18 protein-coding genes are annotated in these 16423 nt (G+C 37.5%); 9 read left to right on the forward strand and 9 right to left on the reverse strand.

Annotated elements, in window-relative coordinates; genetic code table 11:
• Window positions 1-92: 92 nt before the first annotated feature.
• Window positions 93-599 (reverse strand): YbhB/YbcL family Raf kinase inhibitor-like protein, encoded by a 507-nt coding sequence (locus RHP56_RS00305; protein WP_011679050.1) that lies wholly within the window; start codon window positions 597-599, stop codon window positions 93-95.
• Window positions 600-601: 2 nt separating this feature from the next.
• Window positions 602-982, reverse strand: coding sequence for a GTP-binding protein (locus RHP56_RS00310; RefSeq protein WP_102753326.1), 381 nt, complete (start codon window positions 980-982; stop codon window positions 602-604).
• A gap of 110 nt (window positions 983-1092) precedes the next feature.
• Here RHP56_RS00310 and RHP56_RS00315 point away from each other — a divergent pair, with 110 nt between their 5' ends.
• Complete coding sequence (locus RHP56_RS00315; protein ID WP_002815450.1) at window positions 1093-1389, forward strand: helix-turn-helix domain-containing protein; 297 nt, start codon at window positions 1093-1095, stop codon at window positions 1387-1389.
• 20 nt (window positions 1390-1409) lie between these two features.
• On the opposite strand, the gene RHP56_RS00320 is transcribed toward RHP56_RS00315, so the two are convergent.
• On the reverse strand, window positions 1410-2075 hold the full coding sequence (locus RHP56_RS00320) for a potassium channel family protein (protein ID WP_010286784.1): 666 nt from the start codon (window positions 2073-2075) through the stop codon (window positions 1410-1412).
• Window positions 2076-2106: 31 nt separating this feature from the next.
• A complete protein-coding gene (locus tag RHP56_RS00325; protein ID WP_014324145.1) occupies window positions 2107-3510 on the reverse strand; it encodes a TrkH family potassium uptake protein in 1404 nt (467 codons plus the stop codon).
• Window positions 3511-3821: 311 nt separating this feature from the next.
• Between RHP56_RS00325 and RHP56_RS00330 the strand changes: the two genes are divergently transcribed.
• Window positions 3822-5027 carry an MFS transporter gene (locus RHP56_RS00330; RefSeq protein WP_011679053.1) on the forward strand — a complete coding sequence of 402 codons (1206 nt, stop codon included), beginning with the start codon at window positions 3822-3824 and terminating at the stop codon, window positions 5025-5027.
• 56 nt (window positions 5028-5083) lie between these two features.
• On the opposite strand, the gene RHP56_RS00335 is transcribed toward RHP56_RS00330, so the two are convergent.
• Window positions 5084-5806, reverse strand: a complete 723-nt coding sequence (locus RHP56_RS00335; RefSeq protein ID WP_014324146.1) for a helix-turn-helix domain-containing protein — start codon at window positions 5804-5806, stop codon at window positions 5084-5086.
• Window positions 5807-6126: 320 nt separating this feature from the next.
• Between RHP56_RS00335 and RHP56_RS00340 the strand changes: the two genes are divergently transcribed.
• The 7 genes from RHP56_RS00340 (at window position 6127) to RHP56_RS00370 (ending at window position 12281) form a co-directional block, all read left to right on the forward strand.
• On the forward strand, window positions 6127-6399 hold the full coding sequence (locus RHP56_RS00340) for a helix-turn-helix domain-containing protein (protein ID WP_014324147.1): 273 nt from the start codon (window positions 6127-6129) through the stop codon (window positions 6397-6399).
• A gap of 517 nt (window positions 6400-6916) precedes the next feature.
• Window positions 6917-7126 (forward strand): Blp family class II bacteriocin, encoded by a 210-nt coding sequence (locus RHP56_RS00345; RefSeq protein WP_014324148.1) that lies wholly within the window; start codon window positions 6917-6919, stop codon window positions 7124-7126.
• 40 nt (window positions 7127-7166) lie between these two features.
• Window positions 7167-7373, forward strand: a complete 207-nt coding sequence (locus RHP56_RS00350; RefSeq protein ID WP_014324149.1) for a hypothetical protein — start codon at window positions 7167-7169, stop codon at window positions 7371-7373.
• A gap of 429 nt (window positions 7374-7802) precedes the next feature.
• Entirely contained in the window at window positions 7803-8468 is a 666-nt protein-coding gene (locus RHP56_RS00355; protein ID WP_014324150.1) for a CPBP family intramembrane glutamic endopeptidase, read from the forward strand.
• Window positions 8469-8645: 177 nt separating this feature from the next.
• Window positions 8646-10202: an ABC transporter ATP-binding protein gene (locus RHP56_RS00360; RefSeq protein ID WP_011679055.1), complete on the forward strand. Its 1557-nt coding sequence runs from the start codon at window positions 8646-8648 to the stop codon at window positions 10200-10202.
• Window positions 10202-11323, forward strand: a complete 1122-nt coding sequence (locus tag RHP56_RS00365; RefSeq protein WP_102753323.1) for an ABC transporter permease — start codon at window positions 10202-10204, stop codon at window positions 11321-11323. The genes RHP56_RS00360 and RHP56_RS00365 overlap by 1 nt, the downstream gene beginning before the upstream one ends.
• Window position 11324: 1 nt before the next feature.
• Window positions 11325-12281, forward strand: coding sequence for an ABC transporter permease (locus RHP56_RS00370; protein ID WP_102753322.1), 957 nt, complete (start codon window positions 11325-11327; stop codon window positions 12279-12281).
• 39 nt (window positions 12282-12320) lie between these two features.
• On the opposite strand, the gene RHP56_RS00375 is transcribed toward RHP56_RS00370, so the two are convergent.
• The 4 genes from RHP56_RS00375 to trpX form a co-directional block, all read right to left on the reverse strand.
• Window positions 12321-13235, reverse strand: a complete 915-nt coding sequence (locus RHP56_RS00375) for a lactate/malate family dehydrogenase (RefSeq protein ID WP_102753321.1) — start codon at window positions 13233-13235, stop codon at window positions 12321-12323.
• A 115-nt stretch (window positions 13236-13350) separates the two neighbouring features.
• Window positions 13351-14106 carry an ABC transporter ATP-binding protein gene (locus RHP56_RS00380; protein ID WP_102753320.1) on the reverse strand — a complete coding sequence of 252 codons (756 nt, stop codon included), beginning with the start codon at window positions 14104-14106 and terminating at the stop codon, window positions 13351-13353.
• A complete protein-coding gene (locus tag RHP56_RS00385) occupies window positions 14099-14998 on the reverse strand; it encodes an ABC transporter permease (protein WP_036089366.1) in 900 nt (299 codons plus the stop codon). Before RHP56_RS00385 ends, RHP56_RS00380 begins: the two co-directional genes overlap by 8 nt.
• Entirely contained in the window at window positions 14995-15999 is a 1005-nt protein-coding gene (gene trpX, locus RHP56_RS00390) for a tryptophan ABC transporter substrate-binding protein (RefSeq protein WP_011679060.1), read from the reverse strand. The genes RHP56_RS00385 and trpX overlap by 4 nt, the downstream gene beginning before the upstream one ends.
• Between the last annotated feature and the right edge of the window lie 424 nt (window positions 16000-16423).

Here is a 16423-nt window from a genome sequence, read left to right on the forward strand (position 1 = left end):
ATTAAACCAATAAGCATTTAAATACAATAAATATGCAAAACGGAATTGGATATTTTAAATTTAATGTATAAAAAAACACTTCATACGAAGTGTTAAGCTCGTGCAGGTAATTCAAGAATTGCTATATCAAGTACGTGTTCCATGCTTTTGGAACGTAATTCATTGAGGAAAAATCCGTTCTGCAGGTCCAATTTAGTATCTAAGGCGAATACAGTTAGTGTGTAGTTATGAGTCTTATCAGGAGGCATTGGGCCAATATAAGATTGATTTATGCTAGCATTGGCTGGGTGTCCTAACTTTTGCACATCATGCCAAGTTGAATTTGTACCAAATGTACCGCGTTTGGTAGCACGAAGATTTTCAGGAATATTAGTTACAGGGAGGTTTGCCGCTAACCAGTGAATCCAAGGGAAACCGCATACAGGAACGGCATCGTAGTCGATTAAACTGACAGACAATGATTGGGTACCAGCCGGCGTGTTGGATATTTCGACTGGGAAATTAGTGGTTGGCATATCATTGGTACGATAATTAGCAGGTGCATATTTTGCATACTTATCTGGTATAAAACCGTTATCAAGTGTGACATCTATTTTCATGATCATTCTCCTATTAAGTTTTTCTTGGCCTGTGCCAAACGTGTGCGAACAGCGATGGGCATTTCAGAATTATATTTACGAATGGATGAAATGGCATCAATAACAATCTCTGTGCGGGCATCTATGTCTTGTATGCCAGCAGTTTTTGAGTGTATTTCCTTTTCGAATCGTTCAATAAAATCAAGCTGGAGTTGTGTTTTATCAGCGCGGAGGGTCTCGGCTGCGGCAACTTCACCGTTAGACTCAAGGTCAGTTATAGCTATATTATACCCCTCAAAAAAGTCAGATGCATTGGTCGTATTTTTCCAAGTAATCGGTTCATTTGCTGCGTCAATATTTTTTTCTGTCGTTTTTTTCTTTTTGAAAATGTTAAAGAAAGACATAATTAGAAATCCTTTCAAGTATAAATATATAGTAATTTTTCATGTTCGTTTAATGGCGAACAAACGTTTTATCTGATACAATAAAAATAGTTTTTGAATCGGGGAAAATTATGGCAGCACATAAAACGGTATTTAATGACAAACAACGTATCTTGCGGCTTTATTCAGCATTGATAAGCCATCGAGCGCTCTCAATTGAAGAAATTGAGGACATGTTTTTTATTGGCCGAAAAACTGTCCAACGCGATATCTCCGAAATCCGAACTTTTTTGCATGATTTGCAAATCGGTGAACCAATTAAATCTGAGATTATTTTTGATCGTCATTCAAAGAAATATCGATTGACTGAGATGGAAAACTTATTTAGAGTCTTCGATAAAATCAATAAAATTGATGAAGAGGAATGACGCGGTTTTGGTGTGGATGGTTATTTATTGTTTGTTAGTTGGTCAAAATCGTCTACCATATCTTTAGGACCCACTACCGAGACAATGTCTTTCTCATGTAGTTTGTAGGTTGAATCCGGTGCCACAATAACATCCCCATCATGGCGAACAGCAATAACATTTAATCCAAATTTTTTACGAATATTCAAGTTACTAATTGATCGACCATAAAAAGCGGGGTTTACAATTTGAACCTCTGCCATTGAATAGTCATCAGATAGTTCAATGAAGTTTAACATATTAGGCGCAAGAAGTTTGCGTGCCACTCGTTCGCCCATTTCGCGTTCAGGTTGTACGACGACATCTGCGCCTATTTTTGTGAGCACACGCAGATGGGTGCGATTTTCAGCCTTAGCAATAACATTCTTAGCACCAAGATCTTTGGCGTTGATGGTCGCTAGAATGCTGGCTTGCATATTATGACCAATGGCAATCACAATATGATCAAAACTAGCAATGTCTAGTTTGCGTAACACTTCATCTTCTTGAGCGTCTGCAATGACAACTTGTGTTGCGATATCACGATAATCATTAACATGTTCTTCACTGATATCAATGCCTAAAACATCTTGCCCATTGGCAACCAATGTTTCTAAAAGGGCGCCGCCAAAACGTCCGAGGCCTATAATGGCATAGGTTTGTCTCATTTTTATTTCTCCTAACTATGGTTGCAAAACGCTATCCAATGATAACGGATTCTTCTGGGTATCGGAAGGGTGCTTTATCATCATGTACATTTAGAATGGAGAACATGACGGTATAGATTCCGACACGACCAATGAACATTGCAAGCATGATAATAAGTTGTCCAAAGGTTGTTAGATGTGGAGTCAGACCAAGAGTTAAGCCAGTTGTAGCAAAAGCACTGACCACCTCAAAAATAATGTATTCTAGCCCATAATGTGCAGTGTGCTCTTGAGTAAGCATTAATAGAAATGATAAGATGCCCAAGAATGCTAGCGATACGAAAACTAATAGCAGTGCACGAACAATGTTTTCGTGTGATAAGCGACGATGCGAAAATACAACATCCTTTTTCCCACGTAAAGCAGCGTGTGTTTGTAAAATCAACACACCAAGCGTAGTGGTTTTGATACCACCAGCAGTTGATCCTGGTGTACCACCAATATACATTAACATCATGGTTAATAACACGGTTGCTGAGCTCATTGAATCGAAACCAAATTGTGCGAATCCCGCGGTACGATATGAAATAGACATAAATAATGTATCGAAAATGCGGTTTATAGGTTGAATGTCTTGAACAGAGTTCATATTACGTTCGGTCAATTCAAACAACAACCAACCACCTACAATTAGAACACCTGTCATAACAAGTGCTAGCTTGGAGTGTAATGTTAGGCGATGTGTTGTCCGATATATGAGTAGATCACGCCAGACTAAGAACCCGAGAGAACCAGCAATAATTAGGAAGGCAATAATTAGTAGAATCCAGGGTTGATTATTATAAGCAGCTGTCCCGTGAGGTAAAATTGAGAAACCTGAATTACCAAATGCTGAAATGGCGTGGAATACAGCATAAAACATACCATGTTTCCAACCAAAGTCATTTATAAAGAAAGGCGCTAGCAACACTGCACCGATACTTTGAATAATAACTGATAGTTTAATAACATACCCAAAGACCACCCGTGTATCATAGAGGCTTTCCAAGTTATAGACTTCTTGAACCATCATTTTACTTCTTAAATCCATTTTTTTTCGGGTGGCCGTAAATAACAGCACTGAAAACGACATGAATCCTAGTGCGCCAATCTCAATCAAAACCATGATGACGATTTGACCAAAGGTGGTCCAGTGGGTTGCTGTGTCGACAACTGTGAGGCCAGTAACCGAGGCTGCTGAAGTTGCTGTAAATAAGCCATCCATGAAGGTGTGACCCACATTACCATGATAACTAAGGGGCAGCATTAGCAATAGCGCACCGACTGTAATGACTGTTAAAAAGCCTAATGACAATCGTTGTGGCATTGATATGCGTGACCAAAAAGTATGGCGTTGCGATTTGTCATGAAATTTTTGCATTTCAGCTGCAGTTGGTAAATCGATTTTTCTAGACATATTTATTTTTGTAGGGTTCTTTCTCAAAATAGATTGTTGTTTAATAGAGAGGTATATTACCTTTGTTCAATTATACACTGTGGGTTGTAAAATCGGATATTTTTGGATGATGAGCTGATTAAGATTAGCTATTTTACAGTATGATTTCACGATAATGATGACGGTTTACAAATGACGTCACTAATGTTAATATAAAATGTTCGAAAATTATGATAAAATTGTTAGATTATTATAATTGTAACTTATATTTATCATTTCTAGATAAAAAATAAACACGAATGCCATGAATTATTTAAGGGGACATATCAAGTATGATTCGATTAATGCAAAATAAAGATCAGAGGAATAATATTAGTGTACGTATTGCTATTTATTTGACCTATATTGTACAGGGATTTGCTTTAATTATTTTAGCGCAGACCGTGCAACAATTAAGTGAATTGTGGAATGCCTCAATTGCTGGTACAACTGCTGTCGTTTCAGCAATTGGTATTGGAAAGCTAATTGCTTATCCAATTTTGGGAGAATTGTCTGATCACGTTGATAGAAAAAAATTATTAATGATGGCTATGTTCATGTATTTAATATTTTTTTCTATTTTACCATTAACAAAGAATATATTTTTCGCCGTTGTCATAACCACGCTGGCAGGACTAGCCAACGCGGCATTAGATTCTGTGGCCTACCCCACATTATTAGAAATGAATCATGGTAAATCCAGTGGGAATGTACTGATTAAAGCAATGATTTCATTGGGTGAGGGGATATTACCGATTATTTTAGTCATGTTGATTAATCAACATATTTGGTTTGGTTGGTTATTTTGGGTTGCCACGGCTATTCTGGTAGTAAACTTAATTATCATGACCTCAATTAATGCAGCTGGTTTTTACACTATTCGTACCTCAAAAGGGGGCAAGAGAGCTACCAATAAGGGTACATGGCATTGGAATATTACAAAAATATTATTTATGATTTATGGATTCAGTGCAATGTGGGTGATGATTCATTTTACTCAGTGGGTCACGCGATATTTTCACATTGTACAATCATTTTCAACGGTTAGTTCGCATGTGCTAATGTCTTTTTACAGTATTGGCTCACTCATGGGCGTGGGTACTTTGTTTTTATTGACCAACCGGGGATGGATCAGCGAAAAGATATTGTTAATGATCACAGCGATAGGGACAATAGTTGGATTAGTTATTGTCGTTTTGAGCCAAGAAACAATCAGTGCTAGTTTCGGTTGCTTTATTTTTGGTTTTTCAGCCGCAGGAGGAGCGCTACAGTTGGGATTGAGTCAATTAATAGCCTCAGATCCAAAGTTTTCAGGCCGTTTGACCGGTCTCTATTTTTTCTTTGGTAGCATTGCATTTTTTGTTATGCCAATTGTCACTGGTCACTTTGCCGCACAACATTTGCAAGGTGTGATGTTGAGTTTGTTGGCTGTGGCTGGTTTGAATTTGTTTATTGTAGTCTTTAATTTTTATCATTCGCAACAAGTGCAGAAACAATAATTTCATAAACAAATACAAAAAAGCAAGACTAACATGTCTTGCTTTTTTTGTGTTTGTTATAAGTTGGACAGATACTTTTTCATCCGGTTCTGAAAATCAACTAGTGGCTCTGGTTCAGGTTGGCTCATCCAGACAGAAATAAACGATGTGAGCATTTCAATTAAGTATTCTGTGGTTAGAATGTCAGCAGCCAACTTGGGATTATATCGTGTAATTAGCGATAAATATTTGGATTTGATAAATGTAATCCAAATATTTCTAATGTATGGGCGCGTATATAAAAGGTGTAATTCTTCTTTCTTTTCGTAGAGCATCGGTGCCATGTCGTTGATAAAAACTGATATAAGATTATCATTGGTTGACAAGCTTGTTTCTACCTTGATTTTAACGTCTTTGTCAATCCGATTGATTACAGCATAAAATAAATCATCATATGAGGGATAATATTGTTTAATTTTCTGGATAGCGATACCAGAAGTTTTTTCTAGTTGTTTGAGACTAGGCTTATCTTCTCTGTTTGAATGCATATTGGCTAAGAAAGATAGTAAAATTAGCTCTTCATCATTGTCTTCACACGGATTAGTCGGTGGAATAATAAAAAAATCTAGAGGTAAATCAAACTTTTCAATAATTAAGAGCATCATTTCTGTTGTAGGGTGCCCTTTGTGACGTTCCCAATTAGAGACAGATTGAAATGAAATATATAGTTTTTCAGCGAATTGCTGTTGTGTTAGTCCGTTTTTTTTACGGAGCGCTTTAATTTTATTACCAATCTCCATAATAGTCTCCAAAATAATTCTTTGATACCATGATATAACATATTTGGAATGAATCCAATATTTTATCATAAAATGTCTGGATAATCACTAAAAAATGATAATTATTAGTGATAGATTTTGAAATTTATAAAAATCCACTTTGATATAATACTAAAAAGGATGAGAAATATTCTTTGTTTTGCACAACTTGAGCAAAAAGATTGTGGGGTACTGAATACTTCAAAGGTGATAAAAGGAAAAAAGTTAGATTACGTATTATTAAGGATAAAACTAGTAAAGAATAGTTTAACCGAAGTATAAATTTCAAAGGAGACATACGAGTGAATGCTGAAGAAACGATTACTCAAGGCGAGTATGACATTTTAGGAACTGAACAATTACAGAAAATTTATGGTGGTGATTTAGGTGAAGCTCTTAAATACTATCGGCAAGCTGCCGGTCTAACTGCTCGCGAATTATCTCGAAAAATGAATATCACACCAGCGGCTTTGTCTAACTATGAAAACAACAAAAGAAGGCCGGACTTAGAATTCATTAGAGATGTTGCTCATCAACTAGACTTATCAATTGATACGTTATTAGAAAGTATATGAGTTAACAATATGTTGATTTTGGTTGAAGTAGATTTGATTATTTGTAATACTATATTAGGTAGTAGATGAGGTATACATCATTTGCTATTTCTCATAAAGTATAAGAATTATATTTTTAGGTAGTGACACAAGAAAGAGTAATTAGTAATAATTTGAAGTTTTAAGGCAAGTTTTAAGGCATAAGATGAATAGAAGTAATGAAATACTCCAAGTTGTATCTTCAGCATCATTATTATTATGAAATGGTATGTTCCGCAACAACTTTTACAACGATTATGCTACTAGTCAGACGATAAATTGATTTAATAAGGTTGTATGTGCATATCGTAATCTGCGTGCAAAAAATACATTTGTTAATCTTATTGTGAATAATTTGTTATCCAATGACAAATTTGTGGGAAGAAAAATAATTATTACGCTGGAAATATGTGTGCACTTGCTAAGAATTTGCATATTTTTATACTGAGTTTTTAAGTAACAGATGTTAGTAAAGTGAAGATAACGGGGGACAGAAGTGATGTTAAACAATTTTGAGAAAATGAATATTGAACAACTAGAAACAGTGGTAGGTGGAGTAATGACTGGAAGAGGCCTCGCCAGAGCTATTGGAGGAGGGATTGTTGGTGGTGTGATTCGGGGAATACCTGGAGGGCCAGCTGGGATGTTCGTTGGAGCACATCTTGGGGCGGCAGCGGGAGCAGCTACTTATGCCGTAACTCATTATTAACAGTCATTGTACTGTGATAAATAATAGTAAGAGATAATTTATGAAAAAGATAAGCAATGAAAAGAAATTAATCAAACAGTTTTTACTAATGGATTGTGGCGCACTAGTATTTGGAATCGTATTTTTTTTGATAACAAATATGATGGGAGAAAAAACTACTATATTAGGTGCGGCTATAGCAACAATCATATTTTGGATATTTGATTTTGTTTTACGTGGATTTCTTGGCAAATTTAAAGAATGTTAATGTAGCTATTCAAAAAATGTAACATGCAATCAAATAGTTCAAACACTTCCAACTACATTTTAGTTATAGTGTAATGGAAGTGTTTTCGTTTTTGTGAAAGTAAACAACACAGATAAAAAAATGTAACAATATATCTTAGGAACTCAATGGATTTTTCACGCAAATTTTACAATAGCATACATGTATGTTTAATGTAAGATTTTCCTTTGTTATGCAACAGTTCAAATAAACATAGTACTTTAATGTTACCTCAAGATTTATCAACTCGAACCATGGTGTTGTTTATTTGTGTGTTTGGTTATTTATTCAGTATTCTAGACTTATCCTAAGTGTGTGCGAGACAAGCTAAAAAAGAATATAAACCCAATGCCTTGACATATAAGATGGGATTGAAGTACTCGTAACAACAAATTTTTGGAGGGGTAGATAATGACTATTGACCGTATAATAACAATTATATCAAGAATGATTGGACAATTTATTGAACTCGTCTTGGTAACAGTATTAATTTATCTTATTTCAAGCATACCCCATATTTTTATATTTATTGATCAGTCTAACGGTTGGCTTGTACTAATATCAATGGCAGCTTCAGTTGTTGTTTCATATTTTGGCTATCGTTACTTAGCATCAAAGACAACTGCTATTTTTGAACGAATTAATCTGAAAAAAATAGGATTTATTATTATCATGTTGGTCCTGACCAGAGTTCTGATGGATTTTATAATACCGGCTATATTTGGACAAAATCAAGATATTAGTTTAAATCAAAAAATGATTGAAAGTATGTTTCAGCAAGGTGGGATGGTAGCATTATTATTTAAACTGAATACTGTTATTATTGCGCCAATAATTGAAGAAATTTCCTTTCGTGGCATTATATTTGAAGAGGCAAAGCCTTTAGGGGAAGTTGTACAGTTCATTTGGCCAACGTTTGTTTTTGCGGCAGTCCATGGGCCATCGACACCGGAGCAATGGACGGTTTATTTAACTGCTGGCGCATTGTTGATGGTTGTTCGCTTAGTGACCAAAAAGTTACAATATTCAGTAATGTTTCATATGGCACATAACTTGATGGCAACGGTTGGCTTGTAGAATAAGGAAAAATAATCGTGATAAGTGGGAGTTACCTTAATTTGCTCTAATCAATAGGTAAAATGATTGCAACATCCGTGTTTAGAGAACATGGTATAATATTATTTAAGGAAAATTCCGCGAACAGTTTTTGTCCGCGGAATTTTTACAACCTATATAGAAAGAAGTAGAGAGTATATGACCGAATCAACACCAGTCATTGAAATGCGACATATTATCAAAAAATTTGGTGATTTTGCGGCCAATGATGACATTAACCTACAAGTCCAACAAGGTGAAATTCACGCGTTACTTGGTGAAAACGGTGCAGGAAAATCGACGTTGATGAACATTTTGACAGGATTACTGCAGCCCACTAGCGGTGAAATTCTGATTAATGGCAAAAAAGTATCAGTTGATTCGCCTTCAAAATCTGATGCATTAGGCATCGGAATGGTGCATCAACATTTTATGTTAATTGACGCCTTTACTGTAACAGAAAATATTATTCTCGGTTCAGAAGTAACAAAAGGATTGTCCTTAGACACTAAAACTGCTGCTAAGAAAATACAAGCTTTGTCAGATCAATATGGTTTATCAGTTGATCCAATGGCTAAGATTTCTGATATATCAGTTGGTCAACAACAGCGTGTCGAAATATTAAAGACCCTTTATCGTGGCGCTGATATTTTGATTTTTGATGAACCAACAGCAGTTTTGACACCACAAGAAATCGATGAGTTAATTGTCATCATGCACAATTTAGCACAAGAAGGTAAATCAATTATCTTGATTACGCATAAACTTGACGAAATACGTGCTGCTGCTGATACGGTGACTGTCATTCGTTCCGGTAAATCAATTGATACTTTCCCAGTTGCCGGTGTGTCTTCTCAGGAATTAGCTGACTTGATGGTTGGTCGTGAAGTTAGTTTTAAAACTGAAAAAGAAGTAGCTCAACCTGGTGCAGTGATATTATCGATTGATAACTTAGAAGTGCAAGATACACGTCGTGTTGCTGCTGTTAAAAACTTTTCGCTTGATGTGAGAGCAGGTGAAATTGTTGGTTTAGCTGGTATCGATGGGAACGGTCAAACAGAACTAATCCAGGGAATTACTGGATTAACAAAGGTACAAGCAGGACATGTTAAGCTAAAAGGAGAGGATATCACCAATAAAAAGCCGCGTCATATTACTGAAGCGGGTGTTGGTCATATTCCTGAAGATAGATTGCGTTTTGGTATGGAAGTTGAAATGACATTGTCTGAAAACTTGTCATTGCAAACGTACTATAAACAACCTATTTCAAAATCAGGTGTCTTGCAACCTGCTGAAATGGATAAATTAGCTGACAAATTAGTTCAGGAATTTGATGTGCGAGCTGCCAGTATTCATGTGACCGCGGGTTCAATGTCGGGTGGAAACCAACAAAAAGCTGTAGTTGCACGTGAATTAAATCGTGATAATGATCTCGTGATTGCTGCCCAGCCAACTCGTGGGTTAGATGTTGGAGCGGTTGAATATATTCATCAACGTTTAATCGCACAACGTACAGCTGGTAAGGCCGTATTGGTCGTTAGCTTTGAGCTAGATGAAATTCTTAATTTATCGGATCGTATTGCTGTTATTAATGACGGTAAAATTGTCGGAATAGTTGACGCTCAAGACACAAACAAACAAGAGCTTGGCTTGTTGATGACAGGTATGAGCTTAACAGAAGCTCGTGCGGCATTGAAAGAAGAGGTGGGGTCCTAATGATTGCACAAAAGAATAACCTTTCTGTGGCAATGTTTTCTGTTTTATTCGGTTTAATTGTCGGCGCATTGATTATGTTAGTGTTCGGCTATAACCCAATTTCTGGTTATGTTGCGCTACTTGGTTCGGCATTTGGTTCAATGCAGGATATTGGTGGTGTATTGACGCAAATGACACCTTTAATTTTGACAGCATTAGGGTTTGCAGTGGCTTCGTCTGCAGGATTCTTCAATATTGGTTTATCAGGTCAAGCTTTAGCCGGATGGGTTGGGGCAGTTTGGTATGCTTTGAGTTTTCCTGATATGTCAGCTATCATCATGATACCAAGCGCATTAATCATTGGAGCTGGTCTGGGTGCCATTGCTGGGTTCATTCCTGGTTGGCTACGCGCACAGTTTGGTGCTAGTGAAGTTATTGTGACGATTATGATGAATTATATTTTCTTATTTTTAGGAAATGATATCTTGCAAAATACGATGTCTAAGAATATTAAGGAGTCTGCAGAAACAACCAAACAAGTTGGTGCCAATGCATCGCTCCAGATGAAATGGTTGACTGATTTGACGCAAGGTTCAAGCATTTCAGCGGGAATATTTATTGCTTTAGCAATGATTGTTGTTGTTTGGTTTGTTATGAAGAAAACAACGCTTGGTTTTGAAATTCGTGCGGTTGGTTTAAACCCTGATGCGGCTAGATATGCTGGTATGTCAGCAAAGCGTAATGCTACAATAGCTATGGCAATATCCGGAGGTTTGGCAGGTTTAGCGGGAACCATTGAGGGACTTGGTAATTATCTGAACTTCTTTACGCAAAATGGGTCACCATCAATTGGCTTTGATGGTATGGCTGTTGCTTTACTTGGCGGTGGGTCTTATCTTGGTATACTTGGTGCTGCTGCAATTTTCTCTATATTAAAAATCGGTGGATTAGGAATGCCAATGTCTTCTGGTGTGCCATTTGAGTTGGTGGATATCGTTACAGCCTCAATTATTTTCTTTGTTGGTGTGCGCTATTTGATTCTATTAATTCAAAAGCGAATTAAAGATATGGACGAAAAAGCGGCGTTAGAGGCAGCCAATAAAAAAACGGCAAAAGCAAATCAGCAGAAAGGCGGTGAATAAAATGTCACTCATGGCAATGTTATCACTTGTTATATCTAGCACACTAGTTTATTCAGCACCTCTGATATTCACTTCAATTGGTGGCACTTTTTCCGAACGTTCAGGTGTCGTTAACGTCGGCCTGGAAGGAATTATGGGAATGGGCGCTTTTGCAGCAGTCGTCTTTAACCTAACATTTGCTGGACAACTTGGCGCTGCCACACCTTGGTTAGGCTTGCTAGCTGGTGCCATTGTTGGGGTTGTTTTTTCGCTAATTCACGCTGTTGCTACAGTGACACTACGTGCGGATCATATTATTTCTGGAACAGTCATTAACTTGATGGCCCCAGCTTTGGGTGTATTCTTAATTAAAGTTTTATATGGTAAGGGGCAAACGGAGTCCATCGGGCAAGACTTTGGTTATGCCACGGTTCCTGGATTATCAAAAATTCCAGTATTAGGGCAATTATTCTTTGAAAAAACATCTGGGCCAGCTTGGTTAGCAATTCTTGCTGCTGGGATATCATGGTATATTATCTTTAAAACAAAGTTTGGTTTACGTCTGCGCTCGGTTGGTGAGAATCCACAAGCTGCCGATACACTTGGCTTAAATGTTGCACGTTTGCGTTATTCTGGTGTGATGATTTCTGGATTGCTTGGTGGCATTGGTGGTGCAGTTGTAGCACAGTCAATTTCATTAAACTATTCAGCTAGCACAATTGTTGGACAAGGCTTTATGGCGATGGCCGCAATGATTTTTGGTCGTTGGAATCCATTAGGTGCTTTGGGTGCTTCGTTGTTCTTTGGTTTGTCACAATCACTTGCTGTGATTGGGGCACAGTTACCAGGATTGAAAAATGTTCCTTCAATTTGGTTACAAATAGCACCATACGTACTCACAATCATTGTGCTTGTGTTCTTCTTTGGTAAAACACGTCCGCCTAAGGCTGATGGTGTGAACTATATTAAAGCAGCTTAAATCACATAAAAAAGCGAATCTTTTGATTCGCTTTTTTATTTATAAGTAAGCTGCTGTTTTCTCAGCAATTGCATTAGCTGATTTTTGTAGTAGTACCTTTTCTTCATCGGTAAGTTGTAGATCAAATTCAGCAGTTACACCATCACGGCCAATAATGGCTGGCGTAGAAATATATCCTTCAAAACGTTCATCATAGTGAGAAACGATGGCTTCTCTGCGTGCATTGGATAGAACTAATTTTGCAAGAGAAACAGCAGCATGAGCAATGGCAAAATTCGTATATTTTTTACCGGCAAAAACGGTAAAGCCCCCGACACGTGCAGCCTCTGCAACCTTATCTAGATTAATATCGTACAACTTAACTAATTCATCTGCATTTTTTCCTAATGCATTAACGGTAGACCAAGCGGCAAATTGTGAATCGCCGTGTTCTCCAAGCATATAACCACTAATTCCGCGAGGATCAATTGCTAATGTATCACCTAATGCACGTTTTAAGCGTGCAGTATCTAGGTAAGTTCCAGTGCCAAAAACTTGATTCGCTGGGAGGCCAGTTGCTTTTTGATAGATACCAGTAATAACGTCAACAGGATTTGAGATAACAATGAGCACACCATTAAAGCCTGCTTGCTTTAAGTCAGATCCAACCTGTTGTACCTCTGGGGTATTAGCTTTTAGTTCTGTAAAACGATCGCCACCAGGCTTAATCAATTCGATGTGTCCCAGAGCCGAAATAACAACTTCAGCGTCTGTTAAATCTGTTACTGTTCCAGCGTGTACTTCGACATGATGATCTAATAGACTGGCAGCATCACGAAAATCAAGCTCTTCAGATGCAAGTTTTTCTGGATTTTTATCCACTAAAACAATTTCATCTGCTAATCCTTGTGCAATAATGATGTGGGCTACCGTTACACCAACATGTCCAATGCCAACAACACCTATTTTTCTCATGTGAGTACCTCGTTAATATATTATGTGTTACAAATTAGATTATACACATAATTAGTGTAAATGAAAACAGCAGTGGTACTGTCTCAGTGTCACTGCTGTTTTGGTAGGTTAAAAATTAACTGACAAAGTATTTTAAAATTTGCGTCTCATCAAGTGCTTTTTTTTCGTCATCGCGCACATCAAGTACAATATTACCGGCATTTAAAATAATTAACCTGTTACCATATTTCAACGCATCGGCTAAATTGTGTGTAATCATTAGGGCAGTCAGATTATTTGCAGTAACTTGCTCATTTGTTGCAAGCATCAGCTGCTCAGATGTCTTGGGATCAAGTGCAGCAGTATGTTCATCTAACAAAAGTAGCTCTGGTTTAACACGTGTAGCCATTAGAAAACTTAGTGCTTGACGCTGACCACCGGACAAATCACCGGTTGCTGTATTGAGACGACGGTCTAAATTGTTGCCCATGACCTTGGTTAATGCAGCATATTCAGTCAATTTTTTTTGTGTTAATCCACGACTTCGTAATGTACGCTTGCTACCTCGCTTTTCAGCAAGAAGTAGATTTTCAGCGACCGTCATTCTAGGCGCAGTACCCATTTTAGGATCTTGAAAGACACGAGCAATGTAATTTGTACGCTTAACGGCTGTTTCATGAGCAATATTATTACCGTTATGCAAGATTTTACCAGATGCTACTGATAGGTTACCTGCAATAGTGTTAAATAGTGTTGACTTACCAGCACCGTTAGTGCCCAAAACCGTGATGAAATCTCCGTCGTAAATATCGAAATTAATTGACTTTAGTATTTGAATACTATCCCCAACTGTGACAATGACGTCTTTAAGAGAGAAAACTGGTTTACTCATGTGGTGTAACACCTTTCTTAATTATTTTATCGAGATTCAGCGCATGACGCAGTTGCGGCAAAATCATAGCAGCAGCTAAGACGATAGCTGAAATAAGGTTGATGTCGTTAGTAGAAAAACCAAGTCGTAGGACAGCTAATAAGACTAAACGGTATAGAATAGAACCGACAATAACGGCAACTAAACGCTCATTTAATGTTAATTCACCGAAAACAACTTCGCCGATAATAATTGAAGCTAAAGCAATAACGATAATGCCAATACCCATGTTGATGTCAGCATAACCATTATTTTGTGCGATAACAGCGCCTCCGAAGGCGATAAGACCATTGGACAACATTAGTCCCATGATTGTCATGCGGTCCGTTTGAATCCCAATTGATTGTGCCATGTTAGGGTTGTCACCGGTAGCAATAAAGGCTTGTCCTAATTCGGTTTGCAAGAAAAAAATTAATCCTGCTGTGATGACAGCAATAATAACCAATCCTAAGAAAACAGAGTCAAAATATTTTGGTAAGTGCTGCAATATTTTGATAGAGAAAATCGACTTTTGATTTAGCAATGAGATATTTGCTGAACCCATAATACGGAGATTAATAGATAATGTTGCCGTCATGACTAAGATACCAGATAAAAGAATAGGAATTTTTCCTTTGGTATAAAGTAACCCAGTAATTAACCCAGCAATTGTGCCGACTAAGAAAGCGGCAATGGTCGCGATAAATGGGTCAATTCCGTGAGCAATCATCGCTACTGCTGTTGACGCACCTAAAGGGAAAGAGCCTTCAACGGTCATATCAGGAAAGTTTAAAATTCGAAATGTGAGAAACAACGCGACACCGAGCACGGCCCATAAGAGACCTTGCCCAATACTAGATACAATCATACTCATTTGAAGACTTCTCCTTTAGTTTCAGCTTCCTTAACCATGCTTGCTGGCAAATTGATACCTAGCAGTTTGGCTTGCTTTAAGTTGATGGTCATCTCGCCCTTTGTAATGGTTTTGACAGGGTAGGTTGCGGTGTTCTTACCCTTTAAGACTTGTCCGGCCATGACACCGGCTTGATAACCTATATCATACTGGCTAACGGATACAGTGGCGACGCCACCATCCTTCACCATGGTATCCACGGCAGGGATAACTGGAATTTTTTCTTGGTTGGTGACGTTAATGAGTGTTTTCATAGCACTTGCAACGCCGTTATCTTGTGGTGCATAGACAACATCAACTTGGCTGGCCATTGTTTCGGCAACTTGTTGCATATCGTTAGTTGTTGAAATAGTGTACATTTTAACAGTGTAGCCAGCTTTTTTAGCCAGTTTTTCCATGTTTTTAGCATTATATTCACCACCATGATCTGATGTTGTGTAAATAATACCTAATGTTTTAGCTTTGGGAACGACTTGTTGAACCACATCTAAATGTTGCTGCAAAGGAGAGTCACCAGAAACACCGGTCACATTATTTCCCGGGCGTTGCGTTGTTTTGACTAATCCAGACCCCGCGGGGTCAGTAATTCCGGCTAGGATAACCGGATTATTGCCATCAGCTGTTTTGGCTAAGGATAGGGCAGCTGGTGTGGCAATGCCGATTGTTAAATCAGCATTCTCATTGGCAAATTTTTGTGACATTGTTTTGAGATTTGATTGGTCAGCCTGAGCATTTTGATAGTCAATCTTAATCTTTTTACCTGAGTAACCTTGAGATTTTAGTCCCGCAACAATACCATGATGAATTTGATCTAGGGCAGGGTGCGTAACTAGTTGTAAAATGCCAACAGTTGGCACGTAAGTTGATTTTTTTTCTTGTGTGTTTGGTTTGCTAGTAACAATAAATGCTACGGCTAGAAATGCAACAATAATTGTAATTGCCGACAAAAGTCGTTTGTTCATGATATTCTCCAAATCTCTCTGCTCTTCTAAACTAAAATGACCTTGGCTCGCCACGCAGGGCTTTCCAAGGTCAAAAGAAAAGTCTGCATGGCATATTCCCATACAGACCCGATTGTTGCAAAAAATAGTCGGTATGGATAAAACAAATGTTTTAAACATCAGCTTTATCCGTTACCGAAAAGCTGATTCTACCGACGCCACCAGGCGTTATTGAGTTGAACTGCTAAGTTTTGCATAATTATCTCCGAGTTGTTTATGAAATAAGAATACTAAGAATTTGATGAGTTGTCAATAGTTTTTTCAAAATAAAAACGTATCAGTATGTGTCCTTTTAAAACAGTGTAGAATGCCTAAAAAGTTTTTCTCATAAGAAAAACTGAAAGAATAAGCAATATTTATGGATATAATAAAGATAAAAATATTA

The sequence above is a fragment of the Leuconostoc sp. C5 genome, assembly GCF_056530425.1.